Below are 26,385 nucleotides of genomic sequence, written 5' to 3'. Positions count from 1 at the left end.
TGCAATCAAATGCAGCGCTGGCCATGAGTGCAGGTTGCATTCGCCGGTCACAGATTCATTGGAAGAATGACCATCGGAATGCCGCGCCGATGCAGACGCTGCTGGATTGTCAACGCGGTTCCGTTATGGAGCTGGCGAATCGCCCAATTTTCATCATCAAAAATCAGAGTCGAGGAAAAGAATACGCTGTTGGGGAATTCAGCCAGTACCTGATCGACGAGCTTGTTGATCTCGAAAATGATGTCGGGTCCGAAGCTCTCGAACGTCGCCGACGACAGGCCGCGTTGGCGACAATAGGAGGCGAAATGCTCAAGCGTCGCCGATACTTCGGCCTGCAGTTCGTGCAAGCGCGCGTCGCCGCGGAAGCTTTCGGAATCGACCTCGCCGACCGAGACGAAGACGAAGTTGCGGAACTGCTGCGGGAACAGCTTGCGCAGCGACAGGAGCGTGTGCATGCCGGCGCCGAGCGAGCGGCCGATCATGAACACGGCGGTCGGCTGGTTCTTGTCCATCTCCGGTTCCGGCACGTCGCGCTGCGACGGGACGGCGGTCGCGAACAGCGCGTCGACCTTGGCGAGCTGCTGGCTCGTCCGGCTGTAGTGCCGGCGGATCGCGATGCCGAGGGCGACGACACAGCTCGTAACGCAGACGGTGAGCCAGCCGCCCTCGGTGAATTTCGCGAACAGCGTCACGATCAGGATCGAGCCGGTGACGAAGCAGGCGAGCGCCGCCAGGACCAGATGGCCGAGCGCGTTCGGGTGCTGCTTGCGCTCGCCCCACCAGTGCACGCACAGGCCGTAGAGGCAGAGCGTGAAGGTCACGAACACGTTGATGCTGTAGAGCACGACCAGCACGTCGACATCGCCGTGGGTGATGAGCAGCGTCACGATCGCGGCGACGGCCATGACCAGCACGCCGTTCTGGGTGACAAGCCGGTTCGACAATTGGCTGAACTGGTGCGGGACCCAGCGGTCGACCGCCATGTTGGCGAGCACCGCCGGTCCGCCGAGGAAGCCCGTGTTGGATGCGACGAACAGGATGCCGGCGGCGAACACCAGGACGAGCGTCAGGATGCTGTGGCTGAGCGTCGACCCCGCGCCGAAGATCGTGCCGAGGATCGTGTTGAACACGACGGCATTGAGCGTCTGGCCCTCGACCGCGCGCACCTCCCACAGCACATAGAGGATGATAAGGCCGCCGGCCATGAAGGACAGCGACAGCGCCATGTAGACCATGGTCCAGCGGCCGGTCCTGACGCGCGGCTCCTTCAGGATGTTGACGTTGTTCGAGACGGCCTCGATGCCGGTATAGGTGCCGCCGCCGAGCGAATAGGCTTTGAGCAACACGGCGATCACGCTGAACCAGCCGACCTGGCCCGCGAAATGCTGGGTCTCGTGCCAGGTCGCAGGCGCGATGTCGGGGATCATCGGCGCGTGATAGGCGATGCCGTAGATGATGAGCGCGCCGTGCGTGAGCACGAAGCCGATGAAGATCGGCACCAGGAGATGCAGCGGTTCCTTGACGCCGCGCAGGTTCAGGACCATCAGCACCAGCGTGATCGCGACCTCGACGCCAAGCTTCAGGCCCTGGAACTCGAGAGGCAGCAGGCTGAACAGCGCATCGACCCCGCTTGCGACCGAGATCGCGATGGTGAGCGCATAGTCGACGATCAGTGCCGCGCCGGACACGAGGCCGGCGTGCGGTCCGATCAGCGTTGTCGCGACCTTGTAGCCGCCGCCGCCCGACGGGAACAGCTCGATCACCTGGTTGTAGCCGAGCGAGATCAGGAAGACGGTGAGGGCGGTGGCGAGCGCCAGATAGACCGCGAGATGGGTATTGCCGCCCAACGCCAGAAAGGCTTCCTCCGGGCCGTAATTGGCCGAGGACAGGCCGTCGGCGCCGAGACCGACCCAGGCGACGAAGGCGGCGAGCGCCATGTGATGGCGAACGCCGGGGGCGAGCGCATCGCGCGGATGTCCGACCACCCAGGCCGCAAGCTTCTTACCGAACATTCGAATAGCGCCGTGATCCTTGTCGCGCATGGCCCCATGTCGATTCCCCGTTTGGAAAGCGCATGGGTCCCGGGGCAATAAACGATAGCGGTGTTATTTCGGTCGATCCTGCTTGAGGGCGTTCATGATCGGCGGTGAACCGGCCGCCCGCTCGCGGAGCGCGCCGCGGTTTGACGACGGCGCCCGGACGCCAGGAAGCGCACGCGGGGTTGGGCCCCGTTTCACGAGGGCGGCGGCACGATGGGGAAAGCGACGGCACGAGTCAACGCTGACGGCTGCATGGCCGGGCCGACACCCGGTTGGCATCGCCGCATCGTGGTGCTCGCCCTGCCGATCGTGCTGGCGAATCTGTCGGTTCCGCTGCTATCGGCGGTCGATACGGCGGTTGCGGGGCATCTGCCGGACCAGGCGAGCCTCGGCGGCGTGGCCTTGGGCGGCCTGTTCTTCAACGCGATGATTTGGGGCCTGGGCTTCCTGCGCATGGCGACGACGGGGCTCGTGGCGCAAGCGCTCGGTGCCGGCAACGCCGAAGAAATGCGCCTCGTCCAGCTGCGGGCCCTGTTCCTGGCGATCCTGCTGGGGCTCGCAATCCTCATGCTCCGGCACCCGCTGATCGACGGCGCGCTCGATCTCCTGGGCGGCAGTGCTGCGGTCACGGAAGCCGCGCGGGCCTATTGCGATACCCGCATCTGGTCGGCGCCGGCGGCGCTCGCCAATTCCGTGGTGCTGGGCTACCTGCTCGGCACGCAGCGGGCGAAGCTCGGCTTCGGGCTGCAGCTCCTGCTCAATTTTTTCAACATGGTGCTCGCGATCGGGCTCGTCTATGGCCTCGGGCTGGGCGTTGCCGGCATCGGGGCCGCGACCGCGATGGCCGATGGGCTCGGCCTCGTGATCGGTCTCGGCGTGCTCTGGCGGCTCCGGCCGCATGGCCTGCCGCCGTTCGAGCCGTCGGTGCTCTGGGCCCGGGCGCCGCTCGTGCGGCTGTTCGGCATCAACCGCGACATCTTCCTGCGCACGGCCTGCCTGATCGGCGTCACGAGCCTCTTCGCGCGGCTGGGTGCGGGGCTCGGCGACACGGTGCTCGCCGGCAATGCCGTGCTTCTCAATTTCCAGACCTTCACGTCCTTCGGCCTCGACGGCTTCGCCTATGCCGCTGAGGCCCTGGTCGGCGTCGCGGTCGGCGCGCGGGATCGCTCGTCGCTCCGCGCGGCGAGCCGGATCTCGATGTTCTGGGCGGTGCTGAGCGCCGCCGGCTTCTCCCTCGCCTATCTCGCGGCTGGACCCATGGTCATCGATGGCCTGACCAATCAGGCAGTGGTGCGGGCGATCGCTCGCGATTATCTGCCCTGGGCGATCGTGCTGCCGGTTGTCTCGGTCTGGGGCTTCCAGTTCGACGGCATCTTCATCGGCGCCACGCGCGCCCGGGAACTGCGTAACGGCATGGTGGTCTCGCTCGCGGCGTTCCTCGCGGCGGCGTTCGCGCTGATGCCGATCGCCGGCAACCACGGGCTGTGGGGCGCCTATGCGCTGTTCATGGCGGTGCGCGGCATCTGTCTCGCCTGGTTCTACCCGCGCATCGGGGCCGAGTGGGGCGACCGGCCGCCGCAACCGGCGTTCGTCGAATAACGCTCGCGGGATGTCCAGAGCCGACGCATAATCGTTTGATTGTCGGGAGTTGCGGTCTTCGCGAAGGACGTCACCATGTTTTCACGCTCTGCGGCGGGCGCTCTGCTCGGCGCGCTTGGCCTTCTGCTGGCGGCCTGTGCCGCCCAGCCCACCTATCCGTTGCTGACGCCGGTCGATGTCGCGCGCAGCTTCGGCTATTCGGATATCCGGCTCCCGGATGGGCGGTACGAGGTGAGCTATGTGGCGCCGGCCCAGCAGGGCTACGGCTATCGCTTCGACCAGAGCCCGACCGAGCGCATGGGTAAGTCGCTCGCCTTCGACATGGCGATCTGGCGTGCCGCCCAGATCGCGCAGGCACAAGGCTATCGCGGCTTCTCCGTCGCCGACACGCGGTCGAATTCCGACATTCAGCAACGTGCCGGCTACTATGACGACCCGTGGGACGGGCCGTGGGGCCCTGGCCCCTGGGGCCCGGGGCCCTATTGGGGCTGGCACCGTCCGCCCTACGGCTGGGGTGGCGCCTATTACAATCCGCCGGAGACCTCGGTCCAAGTTGAGGTCAAGCTGGCGGTGGCGCTGTCGAACGATCTGAAGCCCGGCGACTATGACGCGGCGGACGCGATCCAGCAGCTGCGCCGGACCTACCCCGGCGCCGACGGTGGCGTCGCGGCTCCGCCGTCGCCCGCTGCCGGCCCGACCGTGGCGCCGGTTCCTGGGGCGCCAGTTCCCGGATCGGCGCCGGCACCGGCGCCGCTGCCCTGGCAGCAGCAACCCACCACCCCGAAAAGCTGAGGTCTCATGGACAATTTGCGGATCGACGGTGCCCGGCTCTGGCGCACCCTCATGGAAACGGCCGAAATCGGCGGCACGCCCAAGGGCGGCATCAATCGCCAGGCGCTGACCGATCTCGATGCCGAGGTGCGCCACAAGCTGATCGCCTGGGCCAAGGAGGCGGGCTGCGCCGTCACGATCGACCGGATGGGCAACATCTTCGCGCGCCGGCCGGGGCGCGATCCGTCACTGCCGCCGGTCGCGGTCGGCAGTCATCTCGACACGCAGCCGACCGGCGGCAAATTCGACGGCATCCTGGGCGTGCTGGCCGGGCTCGAACTCATCCGTACGCTCAACGACGCCGGCTATGAGACCGAGGCGCCGATCGAACTCATCAACTGGACGAACGAGGAGGGCGCGCGCTTCGCCCCGGCCATGCTCGCGTCGGGCGTCTTCGCCGGCCGGTTCGAGCTCGACTATGCGCTCGCCCGCCCGGATCGGGACGGCAAGCTGTTCGGCGAAGAGCTCGAGCGCATCGGCTTCGCCGGTGAGACACCGTGCGGCGACCATCCGCTCGCCGCCTTCTTCGAGCTGCATATCGAGCAGGGACCGATCCTCGAGGCCGAAGAAAAGACGATCGGCGTCGTGACCGGCGTGCAGGGCATCCGCTGGTACAAGTTCTCGATCACCGGCCAGGACAGCCACGCCGGCACAACGCCCATGAGCCATCGGCACGACGCGTTCCAGGGCCTGGCCCGCTTCGCGGTGGCACTCGACCGGATCGCGCGCGACGAGGGCGGCGGCGCGGTCGCGACCATCGGCGTGGTCGAGGTCGGTCCGGGCTCGCCCAATGTCGTGCCGGGCACGGCAGCGGCCACCATCGACCTGCGCCACCCGGACGATGCGGCGCTCGACCGGATGGAGGCGGCGTTCCGTGCGGTGGCGGCCGAGATTGCCCAGGACCTGGGGATCGAGGTCCGGTTCGACGCGACCTGGGCGGCGCCCGCCGTGCGCTTCGATCAGGATTGCATCGCCGCCGTGCGCGCCGCGGCCGAGGCCGGCGGTTTTGGCCATCGCGACATCGTGAGCGGCGCCGGGCACGACGCCGCTCATCTGGCCGCCGTGACGCCGACCGCCATGGTGTTCGTGCCCTGCGCGGACGGCATCAGCCACAACGAGGCCGAGAGCATCACCGCGGCTGATGCGACGGCCGGCGCCAACGTGCTGCTGCAGGCGGTGCTGAGCGTCGCCAACCGGCGCGCCCGGTAGTCTCTACGACCCGGCCCCGAAGCCGTCGAGCAGAGCGCGGCTTCGGAGGTAGGGCTTCAAGGCGGCAAGACCGCAGGCGGCGGACAGCGTCAGCGTCGCGAGCGGGACCAGGGCAAGCGAATATCTAAGCTGGGTTTCGTCGCCGATGACGTAATCCGTCATGAGCGCGATCAAGGTCGGCCCGAGACCGAGGCCGATCAGGTTGACGACGAGCACCGCGAGCGAGGTGCCGAGGCCGCGCATGCGGTTCGGCAGTATCTCCTGCAAGGCCGCCGGCCCGGTGCCGATTGTCACCGTGCCAAGGAAGGTCGCCGGTGCCATCAGCAGGAGCGCCGTCGTCGGATCGCTCATTAGCGGGGCCGCAACGGTGAAGGGCAGGGCGCAAGCGCTCGCCGCCGCCATGACCATCAGCCGGCCATTGCGAACGCCGCGCGCGACGAGACGATCGCCCGCGAGACCGCCGGCAACGACGCCCAGCATGCCGCAGACGATGACGATCGCGCCGTAGGACCGGCCGGCCTCGGCAATGCTCCAGCCGAAGGTCCGGACGAGGAAGCTCGGGCTCCAGGCCGTGACGCCATAGGACGTCATCGACGCGAAGGCGGCGCAGAGCATGAGTGCCGTGAGCGACCGGGCGTTGGCCCGGAAATAGGCGAGCACCTCGCGGAGCGGCAGGGGCGTCGGGCCGGCACCACGTCGGGCCGGCTCGCGTAGCGTCGCGGTCCAGGCCGCGACCAGCAGTCCCGGCAGGCCGACCACCACGAACGTCGCTTGCCAGGGATGCAACCGGCCGACGAGGGGCCAATCCGGCCCGCCGCCCGTCGACAGGGATGCGACGAGGGCGCCGCCCAGGACGAAGGCGAGGCCGGCGCCGAGATGGACGCCCATGCTGAAGATGCCGAGGGCCAGGCCGAGCCGCTTCCGCGGCACGGCGTCGGCGATGACGGAATAGGCCGACGGCGTCAGGCTTGCCTCACCGACGCCGACCGCCATGCGGCAGAGCAGCAGGCCCGCGAAGCCGCGCACGAGCCCGCAGCCGGCGGTTGCCAGGCTCCAGAACGCGATGCCGATCGGGATGATGGTCATCCGCCGGCCGGTATCGACGAGGCGCCCGATCGGCAGGCCGCCCAGCGCATTGAACAGCGCGAAGCTGAAGCCCTGCAGCAGGCTGATCTCGGTGTCGCTGAGTCCTAGGTCGCGCTTGATCGGCTCGACCAGCAGGCTCAGCACCTGGCGGTCGAGGAATGAGAAGGCATAGGCCAGGACCAGGACGCCGACCGCGTACCAGGCGTAGGCGCGGCTCGGCTCCGCCGTTGTCGCGACGATCGCCCCTGTCGCGACGGTCGCCCCCGTGTCGTCGAGTTCCGCCATGGGCTGCCTCCGTCTCACAAGTGCGCCGCCGCACCGAGCCGCGCGCGGATCTCGGCCACGATCGGATAGGTTTCGGGATGGTCGAGCAGGTTGTGCCGGGCCAGGCCCGCCGGGCGTACCAGCTCGAACCGATGGGTCCCGGGCGCCAGATGCAGCAGCATCGTGCCGACGATCTTCTGCCCGATCGGCTCCTGCAGGGCGTCGGGGATGCAGAAGGCGGTCGAGGGTGCCCAGACATGTTCAACGCCGGCGCAATGATGCTCGCGTGCCTGATGAGTGTGGCCAGCGGCGACGAAGCGCAGGTCCCGCCCGGCGAGCGCGTCCAGCAGACGACGCCGCGGCCGGTCCGGTACATAGCGCTCGTGCACTTCCCGGTCGTCGGGGCCGTCGCGGAACAGCGGCTTGTGCAGCAGCAGGCCGAGCGGGCCGCGATGGCCGGCCAAGGTCGAGCCGAACCAGTCGAACTGTGCCGCTTCCTCCTGGCTGGCGGTGCCGAACAGCTGCGCATTGAGGCCGATGATCTGCCAGCCCTCCGCCTCGAACGCCCAGCGGTCCGGACCGAAGATCCGGCGATATTCCGCGAGCCGGGCCGGGTCGAGCGGGTGGGCGCTCGGCTGATCGGGCGCCGAAGGGTTGTCGCCGATATCGTGATTGCCCGGCAGAAAGCGGACCGGCAGGCCGAGGCCGGCGAAGCTCTCGATCGCGGCGGCAAGCTCGCTCGCGTCGCCGGCACCATCGGCCGTGATGTCGCCCAGATGCACGATGAGGTCGGGCGCCATCTCGGCAATCCAGTCCCGGACCGCGCGCCAGTTCTGGGCGAAGGCCGCGGCGCGCGGAGCGAGGTGCGTATCGGTAACGAGCGCGATCCTCACAGCCGCACCCTCACGCGGGCGAAGAAGGCGCGGCCGTCGGTGCCCCAGGGCGATTCCTCGCCGTAGACGAAGCTGTTGCCGAAGGATTTGTAGGCGATCGCCACCTCCTGCAGCTTGTCCGGATAGACATCGCCCAGATTGAGGATGCCGAGCGTCACCGTTACCCGGTCTGCGACACGCACAGAGCCCTGGAGATCGACGATCGTCTTGGCGCTGAAGCTCTGCGGGTCGAGGATCGGCGCGTCGATATATTTGCCGTAGCGCGTGACGGACAGAACGCCGTCGTAGGGGCCGTGGTCGAGCGTCAGCTCGCCGGTGAGCTTGTCGCGTGGCTGCGCCTCGGTCAGCAGGGTGCGGGCATGCACACCGATCAGCGCCAGGTGCGGCAGCACCGAATTCTGGGCGAGGCCACGGATGCTGGTCGGCGAGCGCTCGTAGCCCAGCGACAGGTTGTATTGCGTCTCGTCGTCGATGTCGCCGGCGTAACGCGCCGTGATGTCGTAGCCCTGGGTGCGCGTGTCGAGCGCATTGGTGAAATAGGCAACCTGCTGAACGTTCCTGATGCCGGCGCCGGCCAAGGCTGCCGTCACGGCCTGTCCGCTCAGCGCGTCGCTGAGCGCGATCCGGTCGTCGATGTCCGTGCGGAAGAGATCGGCGGTGATCGAAAAGCGGGTGGACGGCGTCACCACCACGCCGGCCGTATAGTCGCGGGATTTCTCGGGCTTCAGCGGCTCCGCACCCAGCGCGCGGGCGACCGGATCGCCCACCTGGAACGTGCCGACGTTGACCAGGCTCTTGTTGGCGCCGTTCGCGACCGTGGTGATCGAGCTGTAGAATTCCTGCTGCAGCGACGGGGCGCGGAAGCCAGTGCTGGCCGAGGCGCGGAACGCCAGCCAGTCCGTCGCCTCGGCGCGCGCGGTCGCCTTCCAGGTCGGCGCCCCGCCGAAGTCGCCGTAATGGTCGTAGCGTCCGGCGCCGCCGAGGGTGAGCCAAGCGAGCGGCTTCAGCTCAAGATCGATGAAACCGGCGCCGGCATCGCGCGCATTGTCGACCGGGATGCGTGGATTGAAGCCCGGAAATCCGAGCGCGCCGCTGCCCGCGAAAGACTGTGGCGCGCCGCGGCCGAGCTGGTAGACCTCGTGGCGATATTCGGCACCCACGGCCAGGTTGCCGCCAGCCAGCAGCTCGGGCAGCGGGCGGTTGGCGGTGAAGTTGGTCACATCTTCGAGATAGGTCGCCGAGCCCGCGTCGAAGGTCGTCGGGCTCGCGAGACCGAGCGACGCGTTCGCCGTGTCGCGCACCGTGAAGTCGGCGCTCGAATAGCCGAACGTGTTGCTGAGGTCATAAGTGATGGTCCCCGCGAGCGGGCCGCGCACGCCGATCGTGCTGCCGACGTCCCACAGCAGGGGGTTGACCTTGGGCTGGAAGCCGTTCGGGTAAAGCGGCGATGTGCCCGGCACGCCGAACGTCACGGCGCTGGTGCTGTCCTTGCGCGAGGCCAGCAGGTTGCCGTAGAGCTCGCTCGCATTGCCGCCGAGCGGATAGGCCGCAGAAATCGCGAGGTTGGTGTCGATCTGCTCCGGCGCGCCGATGCTGTAGGTGACCCGGCCGAAGCGCTGGTCGACGGCGGCGCGGTTGGTGTTCTCCTGATAGCCGGCCTCGCCCGAGACCGTAATATGGCCGCCCTGTCCGAGCGCGAAACCCTGGTTGAACGCGCCGTCGATGTTCTTGCCGTCGCCCGCCTGAGTGATGCCGGCCTGGCTCTCGGCGAAGCCGCCGGCATCGTTCGACTTCAGGATGATGTTGATGACGCCGGCGATCGCATCGGAACCGTATTGCGCAGCCGCCCCGTCGCGCAGGATCTCGATATGGTCGATCGCCGAGATCGGGATCGTGCTGAGATCGAACGGCGCCGAGCCGCGGCCGACGGCGAAGTTCGTGTTGATGACGGCGGACGTGTGCCAGCGCTTGCCGTCGACCAGGACCAGTACCTCGTCCGGCGACAGGCCGCGGAGCGTAATCGGCCGGGTATTGGCCGAGGAGGGTGTCGTCTGTGCGCGGGGGAAATTCACCGAAGGCTCGGCGAACTCAAGCGCACGGCCCAGATCCTGGTAGCCGGTTTCATCGAGCCGTTCGGCATCGATCACATCGACCGGGGCGGACGAGGTGAGCGCCGTACGCCCCGCGGCGCGGGTGCCGGTCACGATGATCTCTTCCGTCGAATTGCCGGCTGCCTGTCCGTCGGCCGCCCACGCCGCCTCGACGACCGCGGTCGCGCAGAGCCCCGCCTTGACCCCCGCCGCGACCAAAGTCCAGTTGCTTCGCATTGCTCGCCCCATCCCGCCGCTGGACGACGGCGGAAGGCCGTCGCCGGTTCGGGCGGAAGGTGCCGAAGCGTCGGGGACCGGCCAATCGCAAAGCCGGCAACGGTAATTGCACGGCGTGCAATTGGTTGGGCGGGGCGGCTGGGCGGGATGGTCAGGCGGCGACGGCCGTTGGTGCTGCCGCCTCGGCGACGAGCCAGCGCCAGAGCGTCTGCACGGCGCGCTGCCGACGCACTTCCGGCTGGGCCACGACATAATAGGATCCGGCCAAGGGCAGGCTCAGATCGAACGCGATTTCAAGGCGCCCGTCCGCCAGGAACGGATCGACCAGCGGCCGGACGCCCAGCGCCACGCCCAGGCCGCGCGCCGCCGCCTCGTACATGACCTGCGCGCCGTCGAACGCCGCGCGCTCGGCCTCGATCGGGCTGCGATAGCCAGCGAGCGCCAGCCAGTCGGCCCATTGGTTGGCCGGATGAACGAGCTCGAACAGCCGATGGCCCGCCAGATCCGCGACTGAGCGCGGCACCGGGCGCCCGTCGGCGAGCCGCGGGGCCGAGACGACGAAGGCCTCGAGCCCGAACAGCTTCTGCGAAACCAGATGATCCCAGTCGCCCGTCCCATAGAGGATGGTGACATCCGCGCCGCCGCCGAGCAGATCGGCACCGTGATTTGTCGATTGCAGCACGAGCTGAATGCCGTCGGCTCGCGCGTAGAAGCGCGGCAGGCGCGGCACGAGCCAGCTCACTGCCAGGGACTGCGAGACGCCGATCCGGATCGGCCGGCGGTCGGCGTCCGGCATCATCCAGTCGGTGGCCGCGCGCATCGCGTCGTAGCCGGGCTGCAGCCGCTCGAGATAGCGGGCGCCCGAGACCGTCAGAACAGGCAGGGGCGCCGCCCGGTCGAACAGCTTCACCCCGATATGGTTCTCCAGCGCCTGGATTCGGCGGGAAAAGGCGGGTGGGCTCAGGCCCAGCTGGTCTGCCGCCTCCTTGAAGCTATTGGTCCGGGCCGCAGTGATGAAGGCTTCGATGGCGCCCCAGGGCGGAGAACGACGCTTCATGGCAAGTCCGCTCCCATGCGAGAACGTGACGATTTTAGCCCCAAGCTCGTGACGATTGATCGACCGGCGGTCCGCCGGAGCTAGTCAGGCGCTGAGGCCCACGCCGCCGCCCTCCGGCTTCAGCGACACGAGCGGCACCGGGCCGGTGCGGGCATAGCTGAGCTCGCCGCTCCAGCCGCTGATCAGCAGCGAATCCCGGAAGGTCCGCTCGGCCAAGGCCTTGAGCCCGTCGTCGAGCGGTCGTTCGCTCCGCAGGACCAGGTCGAAGCGACGCTCGCGCACGAGCCCGTCGAACTGCAGGGCGCCGAGCCGGACCAGCTGCAGCTCGATGACGAAGCGGTCGCCGCCGCCCCTCTCTCGTTCCTCGGCATCGGGCGTCCGGCGATAGAGCCGCATCGGCTTCGACGTGGCGCTGCCGAGGAACGGCAGCACCGTGACCGACCACTCGCCGGGTGGGGCCGGCTGGACCTGGCCGATCCGGCTCGCCTCGAGGTCGAGCTTCGTCGCGAGGTCGGTGCGGCCGGCGTCGACCAGCGCCTTGCGGATCGTGGGTTCCGGCCAGCGCGGCGCCGGCGCGGGCGTCTTGAGCCCGCCGAGGAAATTGAGGATCAGGGCCGTCAGCTGATCGCTCGGCGGCAGCGAGAGCTGTGCCTGCACCTGCTGGGCCAGCGCCGGGGCGAGCGTCGCCAGCGCCTCGGCCGCCGCCTGCAGCACCGGCTGCGGCTCGGCCGCCTCGATCGCCGGCGCCTTGGCGCTTTCCGGCTTATCCGTGGTCACGGGCGGAGCCACGGCCGTGATCTTGAGCTGGGCAGCGGCGCCGGTCGGCGGCGGGGTGTCTTGCACGGGGATCAACAGGGTGCCGAGCGCCGTGTCGACCAGCGTCTCGCTCGCGGTCGAGCTTGCGAGCACGCGGCCGGCGAGCGTGGTCGTAAGCGCCGTGAAGTCGGTGAGATCGAGCGGCCGCGGCGCCTGCGCGGGTGTCGTTTGCGGTGCTGCCGGCTGGCTCGGCAGGGGCGTATTTTCGTCGCCTGACGGCTCGGCTGTCGGCGGGTCCGTCGGGCTATCGAACAGCGACGACGCGACAGAGGGCTGCGTGCGGACCGCTGGCGGCGCCGTCGGCGTGTCGGTCTCGCCGATCGCGATGGTGGCGAGATAGCGCGTGCCGGCTGCAATAGGCGCGCTGCCGGGCCGGGCCGGGGCCGGGCGGACGAGGGTTGCGATCACGCTCTCCGCATCTGCTGTAATGGGCGTGCCGACCGCTTGGGTCGAGAGCGGAGCGAGACCGCCGCTCACCCCACCGCTGTTCGCCCCGGCGTTGCCCGAAAGCGCCTGCTCGATCGCGACCTCGTCCTCGAAGCTGAGAGCCGCGAACAGGGTCGACGCCAGCGTCGCCGGTGGCAGGATGGGGCCGCTCGCCGGCGGGGCGGCGGTCGGCGTGGGTGCCCCGGCCTGCAGCGGACTGGTCTGCGGCGGACTGGTCTGGGGCGGATTGACGGGTCCGGTCAGCTGGCTGCTGACCAGCTTGCCATCGACGGTCAGGATCGCGACTTGCGGCGTCGGTGCCACCGACACGATGCGCAGCGCCACATTGGCGCCGACCGTGAGCGGCAGTTCCGGCGGATGATGCAGCAGCAGCTCCGGGCCGGCCTTGGTCTGCAGCGAGAAGGTGCCGTCGGCGCGGACGTCCGTGACCGTGCCGGTGATGACGCTGCCGGTGCCCGCGGCCTCCTGCAGCGTCTGGACGAGACCGTTGCGGACGGAATCGCCGCCGTAGGATCCGAGGACCTGGACGACGACAAGCTGCGCCGGACCGGTCGCCGTGCCGGCCGTAGCCTGGGCGACGGATGTGGTCGGCGGGGCGCTGGTGACACTCATCAGGCCCGCCCCGTGTCGCCCGGTCTCAGAAGGTCTGGATCAGGCGATGGGCGACCGCCTGGATGTCCTGCGCCGCCTCGGTGTTGGGATAGCGCGTCAAGAGCGAGGTCTGCTTGCGGATCGACTCGCGCACATGCTGGTCGCGCCGGATGATGCCACCCAGTTCCGGCTCGATCTTGAGGAACTCGCGGCAGGCCTTGAGCAGGATGCCGTAGGTCCGCTCGCCCTCGCGGATCGAGGAGGCCATGTTGACGACGATGCGCAGGTCGGCGCTCGGCCGCTCCATGGCCGTCACCTTGATGAAGGCGTAGGCGTCGGTGATTGCCGTCGGCTCGTCGGTCGTCACCACGATGCAGGCGCGCGCCTGGGTCGCGAACGAGCGCACGGTGCGCTCGATGCCGGCGCCCATGTCCATGATGACGACGTCGTAGGTGTTCGAGATCAGCGCCAGGTCGTTGCGCAGCGTCGCAAGCTTGCTCGGCGGGATCTGCGCGAGCGAACCGGTGCCCGAGCGGCCGGCGATGATGTCGAAGCCGCCGGCCGGGTAGCGCGTCGCCGCCTCGGCAAGCGTCGTCTGCCCGGCGAGCACGGTGCCGAGATCGCGATGGGGCATCATGCCCAGCTGCACGTCGACGTTGGCGAGGCCCAGGTCACCGTCGAACAGCAGCGCCTTGCGGCCGGCAAGCGCCAGCGCATGCGACAGCGTGATCGAGAACCAGGTCTTGCCGACACCGCCCTTGCCCGACGCCACGGCGAGCAAGTTGGTGCGCTGGGTCGCGGAGTTCGGCGCCGTCTGCCGGAGGTCGAGCGGGACGATCATGGGCGGGCACCTTGCGAAACGGATTGCGTGAGCGTAACGGCGGAGGGTTCGGGCATCAACATACGGGCGAGACCCATGGGATCGAGCGGGTTCAAGCCGTCGGCAACCGACGGCGTCATGCTGTAGTCGGCGAAGGCGAGGGAGGCGGCGTCGGCGGCGGCGAGCATGCTGCCGAGCCGGCGCACCATGTCGAGCCGGGTGACGAGCACGCGGCTGACGCCGAGCCGGGAGAATTCGTGGGATTGTTCCATGGCGTCGACCACGTCGCCGCCGCCGGCGATGACCAGCAGCGGCTCGACCGCGACGGCCTTGGCGAGGCCCTGGATCTCGGCCATGTCGCGCGGCGCGTAGGGGTTCACGCCCGGCGTATCGATCAGGATGTAGTCGTCGGGCGAGGCCGCCTCGACCAGGCGCGCCAGCTGCCGCTCGGTCTCGGCCGTCTGGAGCGGCAGCTTCATGAGCCGCGCGAAGGCGTCCAGCTGCTCGATGCCGCCGGCGCGGATCGTGTCGGTCGTGATCAGGCGGACGGAGCGGCCGGCCATGACCGCACGGAACGCGAGCTTGGCGACGCCGACGGTCTTGCCGGCGCCGGGGGCGCCCACCAGCATCAGCGGCTGGTTGACCCGACGGTCGAGCGTCAGCGGCTTGAAGTTGAAGGTGCCGGCGAGGGCGCCGGCCAATGCCTCGAGCGGCTCGTCGGCACCGACCAGGAAGCTCGCGTCGATCAGGCGCTCGAGCAGCCGGTTCGGCAGCCCGTGCGCCATCAGCGCTTCGTGGATGATGTCGATCGGGTCTTCGTCGGACGCGTGGCCGTAGGTGTCGACCGCGACCTGGCCGACCGACGGCAGCTCGTCGTCGGCCTCCTCGATGGCGGCGACCAGCTTGACGCCATGTTCCGTCGTCTCGGACGAGACGATGATCGCGTCTTCTCCGAGCTCGCGGCGCAGCATGTCCATGGCCTGGGCCATGGAGGGTGCTATCAGGGTTCTAAGGCGCATCGTCCGCGACCCGCGCTGGGCTTGGGGTGAAGGTGCTCATCGTCAGATATGTCCCAGCGTTTTGATACGCGCCTTCGGGTGAACTTCGTTTTGCGACATCACGACCGTCGCCGGCCGGAACCGTTCGATGATCGATCGGACGTAGGGTCGGATCGCCGGACTGGTTAGCAGAACCGGTGCCTCTCCCACCATATTGAACCGCTCGAATGCCTGGCGGACGGCGACGATGAACTCCTGGAGGCGGCTCGGCGCCATGGAAAGTTGCTTGTCGTCCCCGTGGGCCACGATCGACTCGGCGAAAGTCTGCTCCCATTGCGGAGACAAGGTTACCAAGGGAATGTAGCCGGCTTCACCGATATTCGCATCGCTGATCTGCCGGGCGAGGCGCGCGCGCACGTGTTCCGTGATGTTCGTGATATTTCGCGTGTAGCCGCAGGCCTCCGCGATGCCCTCGAGCACGGTCGGCAGGTCGCGAATCGAGACGCGCTCCTGCAGCAGGTTCTGCAGCACGCGCTGCACGCCGCCGGTCGAGATCATTGCCGGGATGAGCTCGCCCAGGAGCTTCTGGTGGTCCTTGTCGATGTCGTTCAGCAGCTTCTGCGTCTCGCTGTAGGACAGCAGCTCCGGCATGTTGTCCTTCATGAGCTCCGTCAGATGCGTCGTGATGACGGTCTGCGGATCGACCACGGTCAGGCCGCGGAACGTCGCCTCCTCGCGCAGATGCTCGGCGATCCACATGGCGGGCAGGCCGAAGGTCGGCTCGACCGTATTCTCGCCCGGCAGCGTGATGGGCTCGCCGCGCGGGTCCATGACCAGGAGCATGTTCGGCCGGAGCTCGCCGCGCCCCGCCTCGATCTCCTTGACCCGGATGATGTAGGTGTTGGCGCCCAGCTGCAGATTGTCCTGGATGCGCACCGACGGCATGACGAAGCCCATGTCGGAGGCGAGTTGGCGCCGGAGCGCCTTGATCTGGTCGGTCAGCCTGGACGAGCGCTCGTCGTTGATGAGCGGCAGCAGGCCGTAACCCAGCTCGAGCCGCACCAGGTCGATCTGCAGCGCGGTCGAGATCGGCTCTTCCTTGGGCTGCGGCTTCGGCAGGGCCGCATCCAGCATCGCATCCTCGGCGGCGACCTTGGCGGCGCGCATGCGCGGCAGCTTGTAGGCGGCCCAGCCCGAGAGTGCAGAGAAGGCGATGAACGGCACGAACGGGATGCCCGGCACGATCGCGAGCACGCCGGTCAGGAACGACACCATGCCGAGGGCGACGGGGTAGGCCGACAACTGGCCGAACAGCGCCTGGTCGGCCGAGCCCTGGATGTTGCCCTTGGACACCATCATGCCGGCGGCGGTCGACACGATCAGCGCCGGGATCTGCGAGACCAAGCCGTCACCGACGGTCAGCACTGTGTAGGTATTGAGCGCCTGCATGAAGGGCAGGTTGCGCTGCGCGATGCCGATCACCAGGCCGGCCGCGATGTTGATGCCGGTGATGATCAGGCCCGCGACCGCGTCGCCGCGCACGAACTTGGAGGCGCCGTCCATGGCGCCGAAGAAATTGCTCTCGCCTTCGAGGTCGGCGCGCCGCTTCTTCGCCGTGGCCTCGTCGATGAGGCCGGCACCCAGGTCGGCGTCGATCGCGAGCTGCTTGCCGGGCATGCTGTCGAGGGTGAAGCGCGCCGCCACTTCGGCGATGCGGCCCGAGCCCTTGGTGATGACGACGAAATTCACCGTCACGAGGATCCCGAACACGATCACGCCGATGACGAAGTTGCCGCTCATGACGAAGTTGCCGAAGGCCTGGATGACCTTGCCGGCCGCTGCCGTGCCCTCGTGACCGTGGCCGAGGATGAGCCGGGTCGACGCCATGTTGAGCGCCAGGCGCAGCATGGTCGTCATCAGCAGCACGGTCGGGAAGGTCGAGAACTCCAGCGGCTTCTGGATGAACAGTACGACCATCAATACCAGGACCGACAGCGTCATCGACAGCGCCAGCGACAGGTCGAGCAGGAAGCTCGGCATCGGCAGGATGAGCACCGCCAGCACGCCGACGACGCCCAGCGCCAGCGCGATCTCGCCGCGCAGGAGCGAGGTCGAGAGCCGGCCGGCGAAGCCCTGGAACCCGCCGGCGGCCGCGAAGGCGCCCAGGCCCGCAGGCCCGCCGCCGGTGGCCGGCGCGGTCTGGATCGCCTGGGAGGTCGTGGTCTCGGCCATGGTCTAGCGGATCTGTCTCATGGAGTTGCCGTCGGGGACCTCAGACGCGCGCCTCGACGTCGCCGGGCAGCGGCACCGACAGGCCTTCCTGCTTGTACTGCTGCAGCTTGTTGCGGAGCGTGCGGATCGAGATGCCAAGGATGCCGGCGGCATGGGTGCGGTTGCCGAGACAATGCTGCAGCGTCTCGATGATGAGGTCGCGCTCGACGTCGGCCACCGTGCGGCCGACGAGCGTGCCGATCGGTACGCCACCGTTCGCCGCGGGCGAAACGGCGCTCGCCCCGGCCCCGGCCGGCCGCGGCTGGTGGGCCGGGGCCACGACGATGCCGGATGCCTGTGCCGCTGCGGGCTCCGGCGTCAGGCGCTGGCCGGTCAGCATGATCGCGTCCACATCGATCTCGTTGCCGTTCGACAGCAGGACCGCGCGATGGATCGTGTTCTCGAGCTCGCGCACATTGCCGCGCCAGTGGTGGCGCACCAGCATCGCGCGCGCGGCGTCGCTCAAGCCCCTATAGTCGAAGCCGTTCAGGGCCGCATATTTCTTGGCGAAATGCTCGGCCAGCGCCGCCACGTCGGCTGGCCGCTCGCGGAGCGCCGGCAGGCGCAGCGTCACGACATTGAGGCGGAAATAAAGATCGTCACGGAACTGGCCTTGGCGCACCGCCTCCTCCATGTCTCGGTTCGAGGTCGCAATGACGCGGATGTCGACCTTGACCGGCTGGCTGCCGCCGACCCGGTCGATCTCGCGCTCCTGGATCGCCCGCAGCAGCTTCGCCTGCAGGCGCGGATGCATCTCGGTCACCTCGTCGAGCAGCAGGGTCCCGCCATGGGCTTCCTCGAATTTGCCGAGGCGCCGGGCCACGGCGCCGGTGAAGGCGCCTTTCTCATGGCCGAACAGCTCGGATTCCAGCAGCTGTTCGGGGATGGCGGCGCAATTGATCGAGATGAACGGCTTCTCGGCGCGCCGGCTCTTCCTGTGCAGGTGGCGCGCCATGATCTCCTTGCCCGTGCCGCTCTCGCCGGTGATCAGCACCGAGGCGTCGGACGGCGCGATCTGGTCGGCCAGGCGCAGCACCTGCGCCATGACCGGGTCGCGGAACACGAGTTGATGGCTCTCGGCCGCGACCGCCTCCAGGACCGAGGCGATCAGCTGGGCGTCGGGCGGCAGCGGGATATATTCCTTGGCGCCGGCCTTGATGGCGCGCACCGCTGATTCCGCGTCCGTGCCGACGCCGCAGGCGACGACATGGATGTGGATCCGCTCGGCCTTCAAGGCCTGGACCATGCGGCCGACGTCGAGCTTGACGTCGATCATCACGAGATCGGCGCCCTGGCCGGCCCGGAGGGCTGCCATGGCCCGGTCGATGTCGTCGATCTGCGCGACCTTGGCGCCGCGCGCGAGCGCGATCTTGCCGGCGGCGCTGATGTAGCCCGAGAGCGGTCCGACGATGAGAAGGCGCATATTCCGGATTCCTAGTCGAAGTAGCTGATCCGCTCGGCCGGCGGCAGGATGCCGTTCAGCACCACCTCCAGCCGGCGCGGGTTCTCCCGACGCGCGATAGAGTTCGCCGCCAGGATGGTGAGGTTGTGGACGAGTGCCTCGGCATGGTTGTTGCGCTCGAGCTTGGCCGCGAGCGGCAGCAGCACCATGTTGGCCAGCACGGCGCCATAGAGCGTCGCCAGGATCGCGACCGCCATGGCCGGGCCGATGGTCGTCGGATTGTTGAGGTTCGACAGCATCTGCACGAGGCCGACGAGCGTGCCGATGAGGCCCATCGCAGGGGCCACCTCGCCGGCGCGGCGCAGCATGTCGGCGGCGACCCGGTGGCGGGCCAGCATGGCCGAAAGCTCGGTCCGGAGCTGCCGCTCGATCTCGTCCGGCTCGGTATTGTCGACGACGAGGGCGACCGCCTTGATGAGGAACCGGTCGTCCTTGAGGCGCGGCAGCAGGTCCTCGAGCGCCATGAAGCCATGGCGCCGGGCCGTTTCGGCGAGCGCCACCAGGCGGGCGGCCGCGTGATGCGCCGCCGGGACCCGGCGGGCGACCGCGGTCGCCAGCGCGGACGGCAGCCGCCTCAGATCGTCGAGGCTGAAGCTGACCGCGGTCACGGCCGCCGTGCCGCCGATCACCATCATGAAGGCCGGCAGGTCGACATAGGCCGCGAGCGAGCCGCCCAGCAGCATGGCGACGATGAGCAGCGCCAGGCCGATGCCGAGCCCATAGAGCGTGGCACCGTCGTGGCTGCCCTCGAGCGGGTCCGGCAGGATGCGCGACGGCGGCGCCTCGATCCTGATCTCGCGTTCCGCGTCGCTCACGGCCATGATCCGATCAATCCCGCCTGCCTCACGAGCGTTCGGACTTGACGATTTCGGTCATGGTGACGCCCAGCCGGTCATCGACGACGACAACCTCGCCGCGGGCGACCAGACGGTTGTTCACGTAGATGTCGATCGCCTCGCCGACCTTGCGATCGAGCTCGACGACGGCGCCGCGGCCGAGCTTGAGCAACTGGCTCACCTGCATCGTCGCCTTGCCGAGCACGGCCGAGACCTGGACCGGGATCTCGTAGACCGCCTCCAGTTCCTTGGCATTCTGCGGCGCCTTGCCATCCGGCGCCGGCATTCTTGAGTCGGAATCGAGCTCCGCCAGCTGCAGCATGTCGTCGTCGTTCATCACCGACTCTCCTCTAGGGCCCCGGAACTCCCGGTACCGTCACCACCAAACCGTCTGTCGAAATCCGCGAGCCCACGGGCCACGGCCGCTTCGATCTCCGCCATCAGGCGCCCCGTATTCCGGTCGAGGCCGCCGTCGTTCCACTCGATCCGGCAATCCGTCTCGACGAGCGTCGGATCGCCGCGCACGGCGAGCCGGCCCTCGAAACCGCTCCGCCGCGCCGCCTCGGTCAGGACAGGCTCGAGCGCCTCGGTCATGCCCGGCGCACACAGCAGGGTCAGCTTCGGCTGCTCGACCGCGAGCGCCAGCGCGTCGCCGATCAATGCCGCGATCTCGTCCGTGCCGCTGCGGGCCGAGAGCACCGGGAACAGCTGGCGTACGACGCCGAGGCAGAGTTCGGTCGCCTGCCGCTCGATCTGGCCCAGGGCAGCCTGCTGGGCGCCCTTCAGGGTCTCAAGATCGTGCGTCAGCCGCTCGACCGTGTCGGCGAGCCGCCGCTCGATCCGCTGCATCGCGTCCATCTCGCCCGCGGTCCGGCCCTCGAGCAGCCCCAGATGCCGCGCCGCGTCGATCTCCTCCTGGCTGAAGGTCGGCGCCGGCGGCGGCGGGGGCTCGGCCGGCTCCGGCTCGGGCATGGGTTCCGGCTCGGGCTCGGGCGCCGCCACGCGCACGTTCGGGCGCGCGGCCGGCTGGTCGAACGACAGGTCAAATTCGAATTTCCGGACGGTCTTCATCCGCGGGGCGTCTCCGGACGAGGCGGTCAATAGACCAGCTCGTCATCGTCCTTGTTGTCGGCCATGACGATTTCGCCGCGGGCGGCGAGGTCCTTGGCCAGTTGCACCATGTAGCCCTGCGCCTCGTCGACCTCGCGCAGCCGGACCGGCCCCATGGAGGCCATCTCCTCGCGCATGATCTTCGCGGCGCGCTCTGACATGTTCGAGAAGAACAGGTCCTTGAGCGCGTCGGAGGCGCCCTTGAGCGCGATCGGCACCTTCTCCTTGTCGGCGTTGCGGAGCACGGTCTGCACCGCCATCGGATCGAGCTTCGAGAGATCCTCGAAGGTGAACATGAGGCTCTTGATGCGCTCGGCCGAATTGCGGTTGCGCTCCTCGAGGGCGGTCAGGAACCGGTTCTCGGTGTTGCGGTCGAGGTTGTTGAAGATCTCGGCGATGAGCTCGTGCGCGTCGCGCCGGTTGGTGCGCGCCAAGTTCGACATGAACTCGGTCCTGAGCGTGCGCTCCACGTCGTCGAGCACGTCCTTGTTGACCGCCTCCATGCGCAGCATGCGCATGACGACTTCCATGGCGAAGCCTTCAGGTAGTTGGGACAACACGCGGGCGGCATGATCCGACTTGATCTTGGACAGCACGACCGCGACGGTCTGCGGATATTCGTTCTTGAGGTAGTTCGCCAGCACCACCTCGTTCACGTTGCCGAGCTTGTCCCACATGGTGCGGCCGGCGGGGCCGCGGATCTCTTCCATGATGAGATTGACGCGGTCCTTGCCCAGCACTTTGCTCAGCAGGCGCTCGGTCGATTCGTAGGAGCCGACCAGCGAGCCTGTCGCCGAGATCTGCTCCGAGAAATCGATGAACAGCCGCTCGACCAGCGAGGAGGAGACCGTGCCCAGGTTGGCCATGGTCTGGGAGATCTCCTTGATCTCCTCGTCGTCCATCAGCGCGAACAGCTTGGCGGCATGCTCCTCGCCGATGGCGAGCATCAGGATCGCGGCCTTCTCCGGGCCGGCAAGGGTGCGAAAATCCTCGCGAACACGCATCTTCTTCTAGCTCCGCCCTCTATCCCGGCCGAATGCCCTTTGGAGGATGATCCCGCTCATCAAGTGGCCTGGTACATCCAGCTGCGGATGATCGCGACCGCTTCTTCCGGATGCTTCTCGACGATCTCGCCGATCTTCTTCATGGAGGAGGCGCGCACGCGGCCTTCGACCTGGCTGATGTCGATCATGCTTTCTTCCATCTCTTCGGCCGGAACCAGCCCGGTGCCGACGCCGCCGGGGCCGGGCAGCGCGCCCATGCCCATCGGGCCGGCGAGCGCCTCGGCGCCGCCCATCGTCTGCTCGGCAAGCGCGCGCTGCTGGGCGAGCGCCGTCTCGCGCGCCGTCTCGAGTGCCCGCGTCACCAGCGGCCGCACGACCAGCAGGATGACCAGCACGGCGACGATCGCCAGCACCAGCGTCTCGGACGCGCGGAACAGGTCCGCCTTGTTGAGGCCGAGGAAGATCGCCGGCGGCTCGGCCGTCTCGTCTTCGGGGGCGGCAAAGCGCATGTTGACGACGTCTACCTTGTCGCCGCGCTTCTCGTTGTAGCCGATCGCCGACTGCACGAGCTTGGTGATCTGCGCCAGCTCATCGGGGCTGCGCGCCTGATAATCGCGCGCACCGTTCTCGCCCGGCTTGTAGGTGCCGTCGACCAGCACTGCGACCGACAGGCGCTTCACCACGCCGGCCTCGCGCGTCTGGCTCGTCACCTTCTTCGAGATCTCGTAGTTCGTCGTCTCTTCGTTGCGGTTGTGCTTCGACCGGGTGCCTGAGCCGGCGCCGCCCTGGGCCTGCTGGCCGTCGGGCAGGTTGGTCTGCACGCTGACCGCCTGATCGCCCGCGTCGTTGTCCTGGTTCGCCTCGGTCACGGTCTGGGTCGAACGCACGACCTGACCGTCCGGGTCATAGCTTTCCTGGTTGGTCGTGACCTTGTCGAAATCCATGTCGGCATTGACGTCGACCCGGACGTGCCCGTAGCCGATCGACCGGTCCAGCATCTCCTCGACCGAGCGTGCCAGCCGGTTCTCGTAAGCGACGCGCTGCTCCTCGGAGGTGGTGTTGCCGTCGAACGCCGCGTTCGGATCGTCCGTGCCGCGCGCCAGCAGGTTGCCGTTCTGGTCGATGATCGAGATATGATTGGGCTTCAGGCCCGAGACGGCGGTTGCGACCAGGTTCTGGATCGCCGCCACCTGGCCCTTGGCGAGCGTGGTGTTGCCGCGGATCTTGAGCACGATCGACGCGGAGGGCTCCTGGCGGTCGCGGGTGAACAGCTCGCGCTTTGGCAGCACCAGATGCACGCGTGCGCTCTCGATGACCGAGATCGTGCCGATGGTGCGCTCGAGCTCGCCCTCGAGCGCGCGCATCTCGTTGATGCCCTGGACGAAATTCGTGGTGCCGAGCCCCTCGGGCTTGTCGAACACCTCGTAACCAATCGAGGCGCCGTGCGGGATGCCGGTCTCGGCCATGGCGAGGCGCAGGCGTGCTACCTGGTCCTGCGGCACTAAGATGCTTGTGCCGTCGCCCTTGAGCTCGTATGGCACGTTCATCTGATCGAGCTTGGCGACGACCTGCGCGCTGTCTTTCGTGTCGAGGTCGCCGTAAAGCAGGCCCATCGACGGCGAGGTCAGGCGGGTCGCGACGAAAATGAAGAAGCCGAGAACCACGACCAGCGTGGCCGCGATGACACCGAGCCGGACCGGGCCGAGCTTCTGCAGCGTCTGAAGAAAGGAACCCACTGGCTGGTCTCTCCGCTCCCTGACCCCCGCCTGATACCGGTCGCCCGACGAGCGGCCGTGCATCTGGAGGTCGTGCAGAATAGACGTTAACCTTTTTGGGTAAACGGGATATTAATCTCGGCAAAAATTGCCTAGCGGCCGAAACGATTTGGATTCGCGACGAATTAGTCGCTTTTTTCGGCCGTGACCCGATAGTCCTGGAGTCGCGTCGCCCGCAACCCTGCCACACCGTGGCTTTCGATCAGCCGCTGCCAGGACAGGAATTCCTCGATCGACAGCTTGTAGCGTCGACAGGCTTCCTCGAGGCTGATGAGGCCGGAGCGGACGCCGGCCACGACCTCTGCCTTGCGCCGGATGACCCAGCGCTTGGTGTTGGGCGGCGGCAGGTCAGCCAAGGTCATGCCCCCGAACGCGCGACCGGAGGGCGCACGCTGAGGTGGCAAGGGCAAACCTTGTGGGCTTGCCGAAAGGATCTTTCGCGACGGGTCGGACATGGTGTCCGAGTGTCTCGCGGCGCGGCTTAACAAACCGCTAAAGGCGGGGGGCACACGAGCGAACTCCTAGCATAGGGCGCGGGCGGACCGATCAGGAGACGACCTGGACGACGTTGCTCGCGGGCACGGTCAGGCTGCCGATATGGAGGTTCACGACGCCGTTCGAGGTGTCAATTCCAGTCACGGCACCGGTCTCATAGGTTGTGGCGGCGATGGCGGTGCCGTGCGCATCGACGGCTTGCACCTTGAAGGTGTAGGTGCCGGCGGGCAGCTGGCTGCCGCTCGAATCCTGGCCGTCGAACGTCATGCTGTGGCTGCCGGCGTCGGTCGAGACCGCGATCTCGCGCACGGTCTGGCCGTTGCTGTTTAGGACGTCGAGCACGGCGGTGTTGGCCTTGCCTGCGAGCGAATAGGAAAGCGTCGGCTTGTCGCTGCTCGTGCCGTCGAGCGTGAAGCTGTTGCCGGTCGCCTTCACCGTATGGCCGAGATAGCCAAGCGCGCTGCTGACCGCGCCCTGGGTCGAGTTGGTGACCAGCTGCTGCAGCAGCGAGTTGGTCTGCAGGTTCTGTTCGAGCGACGAGAACTGCACGAGCTGGCTCGTGAACTGGTTCGTGTCGAGCGGCGAGGTCGGATCCTGGTTCTGCAGCTCGGTCGTGAGGATCGTCAGGAACGTGTTGTATTCCGACTGGACCGACGCCGAGATCGCGCTGCTGCTGCTGTTGCTCGAGGACGAAGCGCTGCTGGCCGAATTGGACGAGCTGCTGTTGTTCGTGCCGTTCGTGCCGATGCCACCGACATTACTCATGATGGGCTCCGTCAGGCTTTGATGTCATAGAGGCGGTTGCTGGCCACCGCCGGCGTCTCGGTGCTTTCCGCATCGGCGGCGGCGGCACCCGACATCCCACGCGGCTGGCCGGCCTGGCCGCCGTTCGATTGGTTCTGGGCGAGGCCCGTATTCGAGTCCTTGAGCGAGAAGCTGAGCGATGCGCCGTTCGTGTCGACGCCGGCGTTCTGCAGCGACTGCACCAGCTGCTGTGAATCCTGCTTCAAGAGCTGCAGCGTTTCGGCGTGCTCGACCACGAAGTTCGCCGTGGTCTTGCCCTTGGGGTCGACCTGCAGCTTGACCTCGACGGTGCCGAGCTTCTCGGGCGAGAGCCGGATGGTGAAGTTCTGGCTGCCGTTGCTGCCCGTGTTGCGACTGATGGCGATGGCGAGCTGTTCCGCCGGCGGCTGCAGCGGCGCCTGGCTGGTCTGGCCACCCTGCGGCGTGTCCGGGGCGGTCTCGCTGCGCGAGACGGTCGTGCCGGCATTGAGCGTGGCGAAGCCGGCGGCGGTCGGCGCGGCACCGCTGGTGAGCGCCGTCGACGCCGTCTCGTTGCCGCCTTGGGCGAACAGCGAGGCGTGCTGCTCCGTCGCGACGGCGGTTGCCGTGACCTGCTCGGTCGCGGGTGTCGCTACCGCTGTGTCGGTGGGCAGCGCCGTCGGGTCGGTCGGCAACGGCGCCGGCGGCACGGGCGCATCCGCATTCGGGTCGGCCTGGTCGCTGGCGGGCGTCTCGGCGGCGGCATTCGCGGACGTGCCCGTCGCGTTGGCGTTGGCGGCAGGGACATTGGCGACGGCGGGCGCCGGCGCCTGACCAGCCACCGGCTGAGCCGCGCCGCCGAACTCGAACGGCAGGAGGGTCGTGAGGGTGCCGGGTTTGACGGTAACGGGCGCCTTGGTCGTCGTGACCGTCACGGCTGCGGTTGAGGGCTTGCCGGTCCCGGCCGGCGCGGCTGAATTCGCGCCGGCGGGTGGGGTGCGGCCGAGCCCGAGGGCGGCCAATGTCGCAAGCGACGGGGCGGCGGCGGCACTGGGATCGGACGGCGGCGTGGCAGCGGCCTGGGCTGCGACGGGTCCGGCAGCGGCTGTCGCGGTCGTCGTGTTGCCGGCGGTCCCGGCCGCGGTTGATGGCGCGGGGGTGTCGCCAGCCTGTGCGGCGGTGCCCGCCTGTGCCGTCGCAGTACCGCTGCCGCCGGCCGCCGGGGCGGAGGCGTCGGTGCCGGAAGTGAGGGCGCTCGAGGGGGACGCGGATGCGGGCGGCGACGCCGTCGTGGTCGGGGGTGGTACCGGCGTCGGTGCGGCCGCCGTCTGCTGCTGGGCGGCCGTCGTGGTGTCGTCTTGGCTCGCGCGCGCGCTGTCGTGCGTCTTGGCCGTATCGCTTTTGCCCTGGTCCGTCTTGCTCGTATCGCTCTTGGCCGCCGTCTTCGTCGCGGTCGCCGTGGAAGGGGCGCCGCTCGGATCCTTGGCCGGCGGCGACGCCTGGTTCGCCGCCCGTTGCGCGGCCTGGTGCTGCGCATTCTGACGCTGCGTCTCGATCCGGGCGCGCGCCTCGGCGTCCAGCAGCGCCTGGGCGAAGCCGTTGTTCGCCGTGGTCCGCGCGGTTGCGGCGCCGAGCTGGGCTGCGGTGTTGCTGGCGTTGGTCGCGTCGAACTGGGCGATCGACATGAGGCTCT

The 26,385-nt window shown here is 68.4% G+C and carries 21 protein-coding genes; 3 read left to right on the top strand and 18 right to left on the bottom strand.

Features of this window, described 5'->3' with window-relative positions; all coding sequences use genetic code 11:
- Positions 1–47 precede the first annotated feature (47 nt).
- Positions 48–2,012, bottom strand: a complete 1,965-nt coding sequence (locus tag IEY58_RS26010; RefSeq protein WP_189051083.1) for an APC family permease — start codon at positions 2,010–2,012, stop codon at positions 48–50.
- Positions 2,013–2,252: 240 nt separating this feature from the next.
- Between IEY58_RS26010 and IEY58_RS26005 the strand changes: the two genes are divergently transcribed.
- The 3 genes from IEY58_RS26005 to IEY58_RS25995 all read left to right on the top strand — a co-directional run bounded on the left by IEY58_RS26005 (position 2,253) and on the right by IEY58_RS25995 (position 5,678).
- Positions 2,253–3,638, top strand: coding sequence for an MATE family efflux transporter (locus IEY58_RS26005; protein WP_229743960.1), 1,386 nt, complete (start codon positions 2,253–2,255; stop codon positions 3,636–3,638).
- A 75-nt stretch (positions 3,639–3,713) separates the two neighbouring features.
- Positions 3,714–4,430, top strand: coding sequence for a CC0125/CC1285 family lipoprotein (locus IEY58_RS26000; protein WP_189051082.1), 717 nt, complete (start codon positions 3,714–3,716; stop codon positions 4,428–4,430).
- A gap of 6 nt (positions 4,431–4,436) precedes the next feature.
- Complete coding sequence (locus IEY58_RS25995) at positions 4,437–5,678, top strand: Zn-dependent hydrolase (protein WP_189051081.1); 1,242 nt, start codon at positions 4,437–4,439, stop codon at positions 5,676–5,678.
- Between the two features lie 3 nt (positions 5,679–5,681).
- Here the strand turns inward: IEY58_RS25995 and IEY58_RS25990 are convergent, their stop codons facing one another.
- The 17 genes from IEY58_RS25990 to IEY58_RS25910 all read right to left on the bottom strand — a co-directional run bounded on the left by IEY58_RS25990 (position 5,682) and on the right by IEY58_RS25910 (position 26,377).
- Complete coding sequence (locus IEY58_RS25990; RefSeq protein ID WP_189051080.1) at positions 5,682–7,049, bottom strand: spinster family MFS transporter; 1,368 nt, start codon at positions 7,047–7,049, stop codon at positions 5,682–5,684.
- 14 nt (positions 7,050–7,063) lie between these two features.
- Positions 7,064–7,921 (bottom strand): metallophosphoesterase family protein, encoded by an 858-nt coding sequence (locus IEY58_RS25985; protein ID WP_189051079.1) that lies wholly within the window; start codon positions 7,919–7,921, stop codon positions 7,064–7,066.
- A complete protein-coding gene (locus IEY58_RS25980) occupies positions 7,918–10,248 on the bottom strand; it encodes a TonB-dependent receptor plug domain-containing protein (RefSeq protein WP_189051078.1) in 2,331 nt (776 codons plus the stop codon). Before IEY58_RS25980 ends, IEY58_RS25985 begins: the two co-directional genes overlap by 4 nt.
- Positions 10,249–10,399: 151 nt before the next feature.
- The gene (locus tag IEY58_RS25975; protein ID WP_189051077.1) at positions 10,400–11,305 is read right to left on the bottom strand and encodes a LysR substrate-binding domain-containing protein; all 906 of its coding nucleotides are present in this window, start codon (positions 11,303–11,305) and stop codon (positions 10,400–10,402) included.
- Between the two features lie 84 nt (positions 11,306–11,389).
- Entirely contained in the window at positions 11,390–13,180 is a 1,791-nt protein-coding gene (locus tag IEY58_RS25970; RefSeq protein ID WP_189051076.1) for a hypothetical protein, read from the bottom strand.
- A gap of 25 nt (positions 13,181–13,205) precedes the next feature.
- A complete protein-coding gene (locus tag IEY58_RS25965) occupies positions 13,206–14,000 on the bottom strand; it encodes a MinD/ParA family protein (protein WP_189051075.1) in 795 nt (264 codons plus the stop codon).
- Positions 13,997–14,998, bottom strand: a complete 1,002-nt coding sequence (locus IEY58_RS25960) for a flagellar biosynthesis protein FlhF (protein WP_189051074.1) — start codon at positions 14,996–14,998, stop codon at positions 13,997–13,999. Before IEY58_RS25960 ends, IEY58_RS25965 begins: the two co-directional genes overlap by 4 nt.
- Before the next feature lie 42 nt (positions 14,999–15,040).
- Positions 15,041–17,209 (bottom strand): flagellar biosynthesis protein FlhA, encoded by a 2,169-nt coding sequence (flhA, locus tag IEY58_RS25955; RefSeq protein ID WP_189051073.1) that lies wholly within the window; start codon positions 17,207–17,209, stop codon positions 15,041–15,043.
- 40 nt (positions 17,210–17,249) lie between these two features.
- A complete protein-coding gene (flbD, locus tag IEY58_RS25950; RefSeq protein ID WP_189051072.1) occupies positions 17,250–18,671 on the bottom strand; it encodes a sigma-54-dependent transcriptional regulator FlbD in 1,422 nt (473 codons plus the stop codon).
- 11 nt (positions 18,672–18,682) lie between these two features.
- A complete protein-coding gene (locus IEY58_RS25945; RefSeq protein ID WP_189051071.1) occupies positions 18,683–19,531 on the bottom strand; it encodes a motility protein A in 849 nt (282 codons plus the stop codon).
- A gap of 22 nt (positions 19,532–19,553) precedes the next feature.
- Entirely contained in the window at positions 19,554–19,832 is a 279-nt protein-coding gene (fliN, locus tag IEY58_RS25940) for a flagellar motor switch protein FliN (protein ID WP_229743970.1), read from the bottom strand.
- 50 nt (positions 19,833–19,882) lie between these two features.
- A complete protein-coding gene (locus IEY58_RS25935) occupies positions 19,883–20,617 on the bottom strand; it encodes a FliH/SctL family protein (RefSeq protein ID WP_189051069.1) in 735 nt (244 codons plus the stop codon).
- 26 nt (positions 20,618–20,643) lie between these two features.
- Positions 20,644–21,660, bottom strand: a complete 1,017-nt coding sequence (fliG, locus tag IEY58_RS25930; RefSeq protein WP_189051068.1) for a flagellar motor switch protein FliG — start codon at positions 21,658–21,660, stop codon at positions 20,644–20,646.
- Positions 21,661–21,719: 59 nt separating this feature from the next.
- Complete coding sequence (fliF, locus tag IEY58_RS25925) at positions 21,720–23,396, bottom strand: flagellar basal-body MS-ring/collar protein FliF (protein ID WP_189051067.1); 1,677 nt, start codon at positions 23,394–23,396, stop codon at positions 21,720–21,722.
- Positions 23,397–23,560: 164 nt separating this feature from the next.
- A complete protein-coding gene (gene sciP / locus IEY58_RS25920) occupies positions 23,561–23,797 on the bottom strand; it encodes a CtrA inhibitor SciP (protein WP_189051066.1) in 237 nt (78 codons plus the stop codon).
- A gap of 184 nt (positions 23,798–23,981) precedes the next feature.
- Entirely contained in the window at positions 23,982–24,695 is a 714-nt protein-coding gene (locus IEY58_RS25915; protein WP_189051065.1) for a flagellar hook assembly protein FlgD, read from the bottom strand.
- 11 nt (positions 24,696–24,706) lie between these two features.
- A complete protein-coding gene (locus IEY58_RS25910) occupies positions 24,707–26,377 on the bottom strand; it encodes a flagellar hook-length control protein FliK (RefSeq protein WP_189051064.1) in 1,671 nt (556 codons plus the stop codon).
- Between the last annotated feature and the right edge of the window lie 8 nt (positions 26,378–26,385).

This window comes from Aliidongia dinghuensis, assembly GCF_014643535.1.
GTDB lineage: Bacteria > Pseudomonadota > Alphaproteobacteria > ATCC43930 > CGMCC-115725 > Aliidongia > Aliidongia dinghuensis.
Note: the sequence above shows the minus strand (reverse complement) of the source record. Positions and strands in the feature narration are given on the sequence as shown.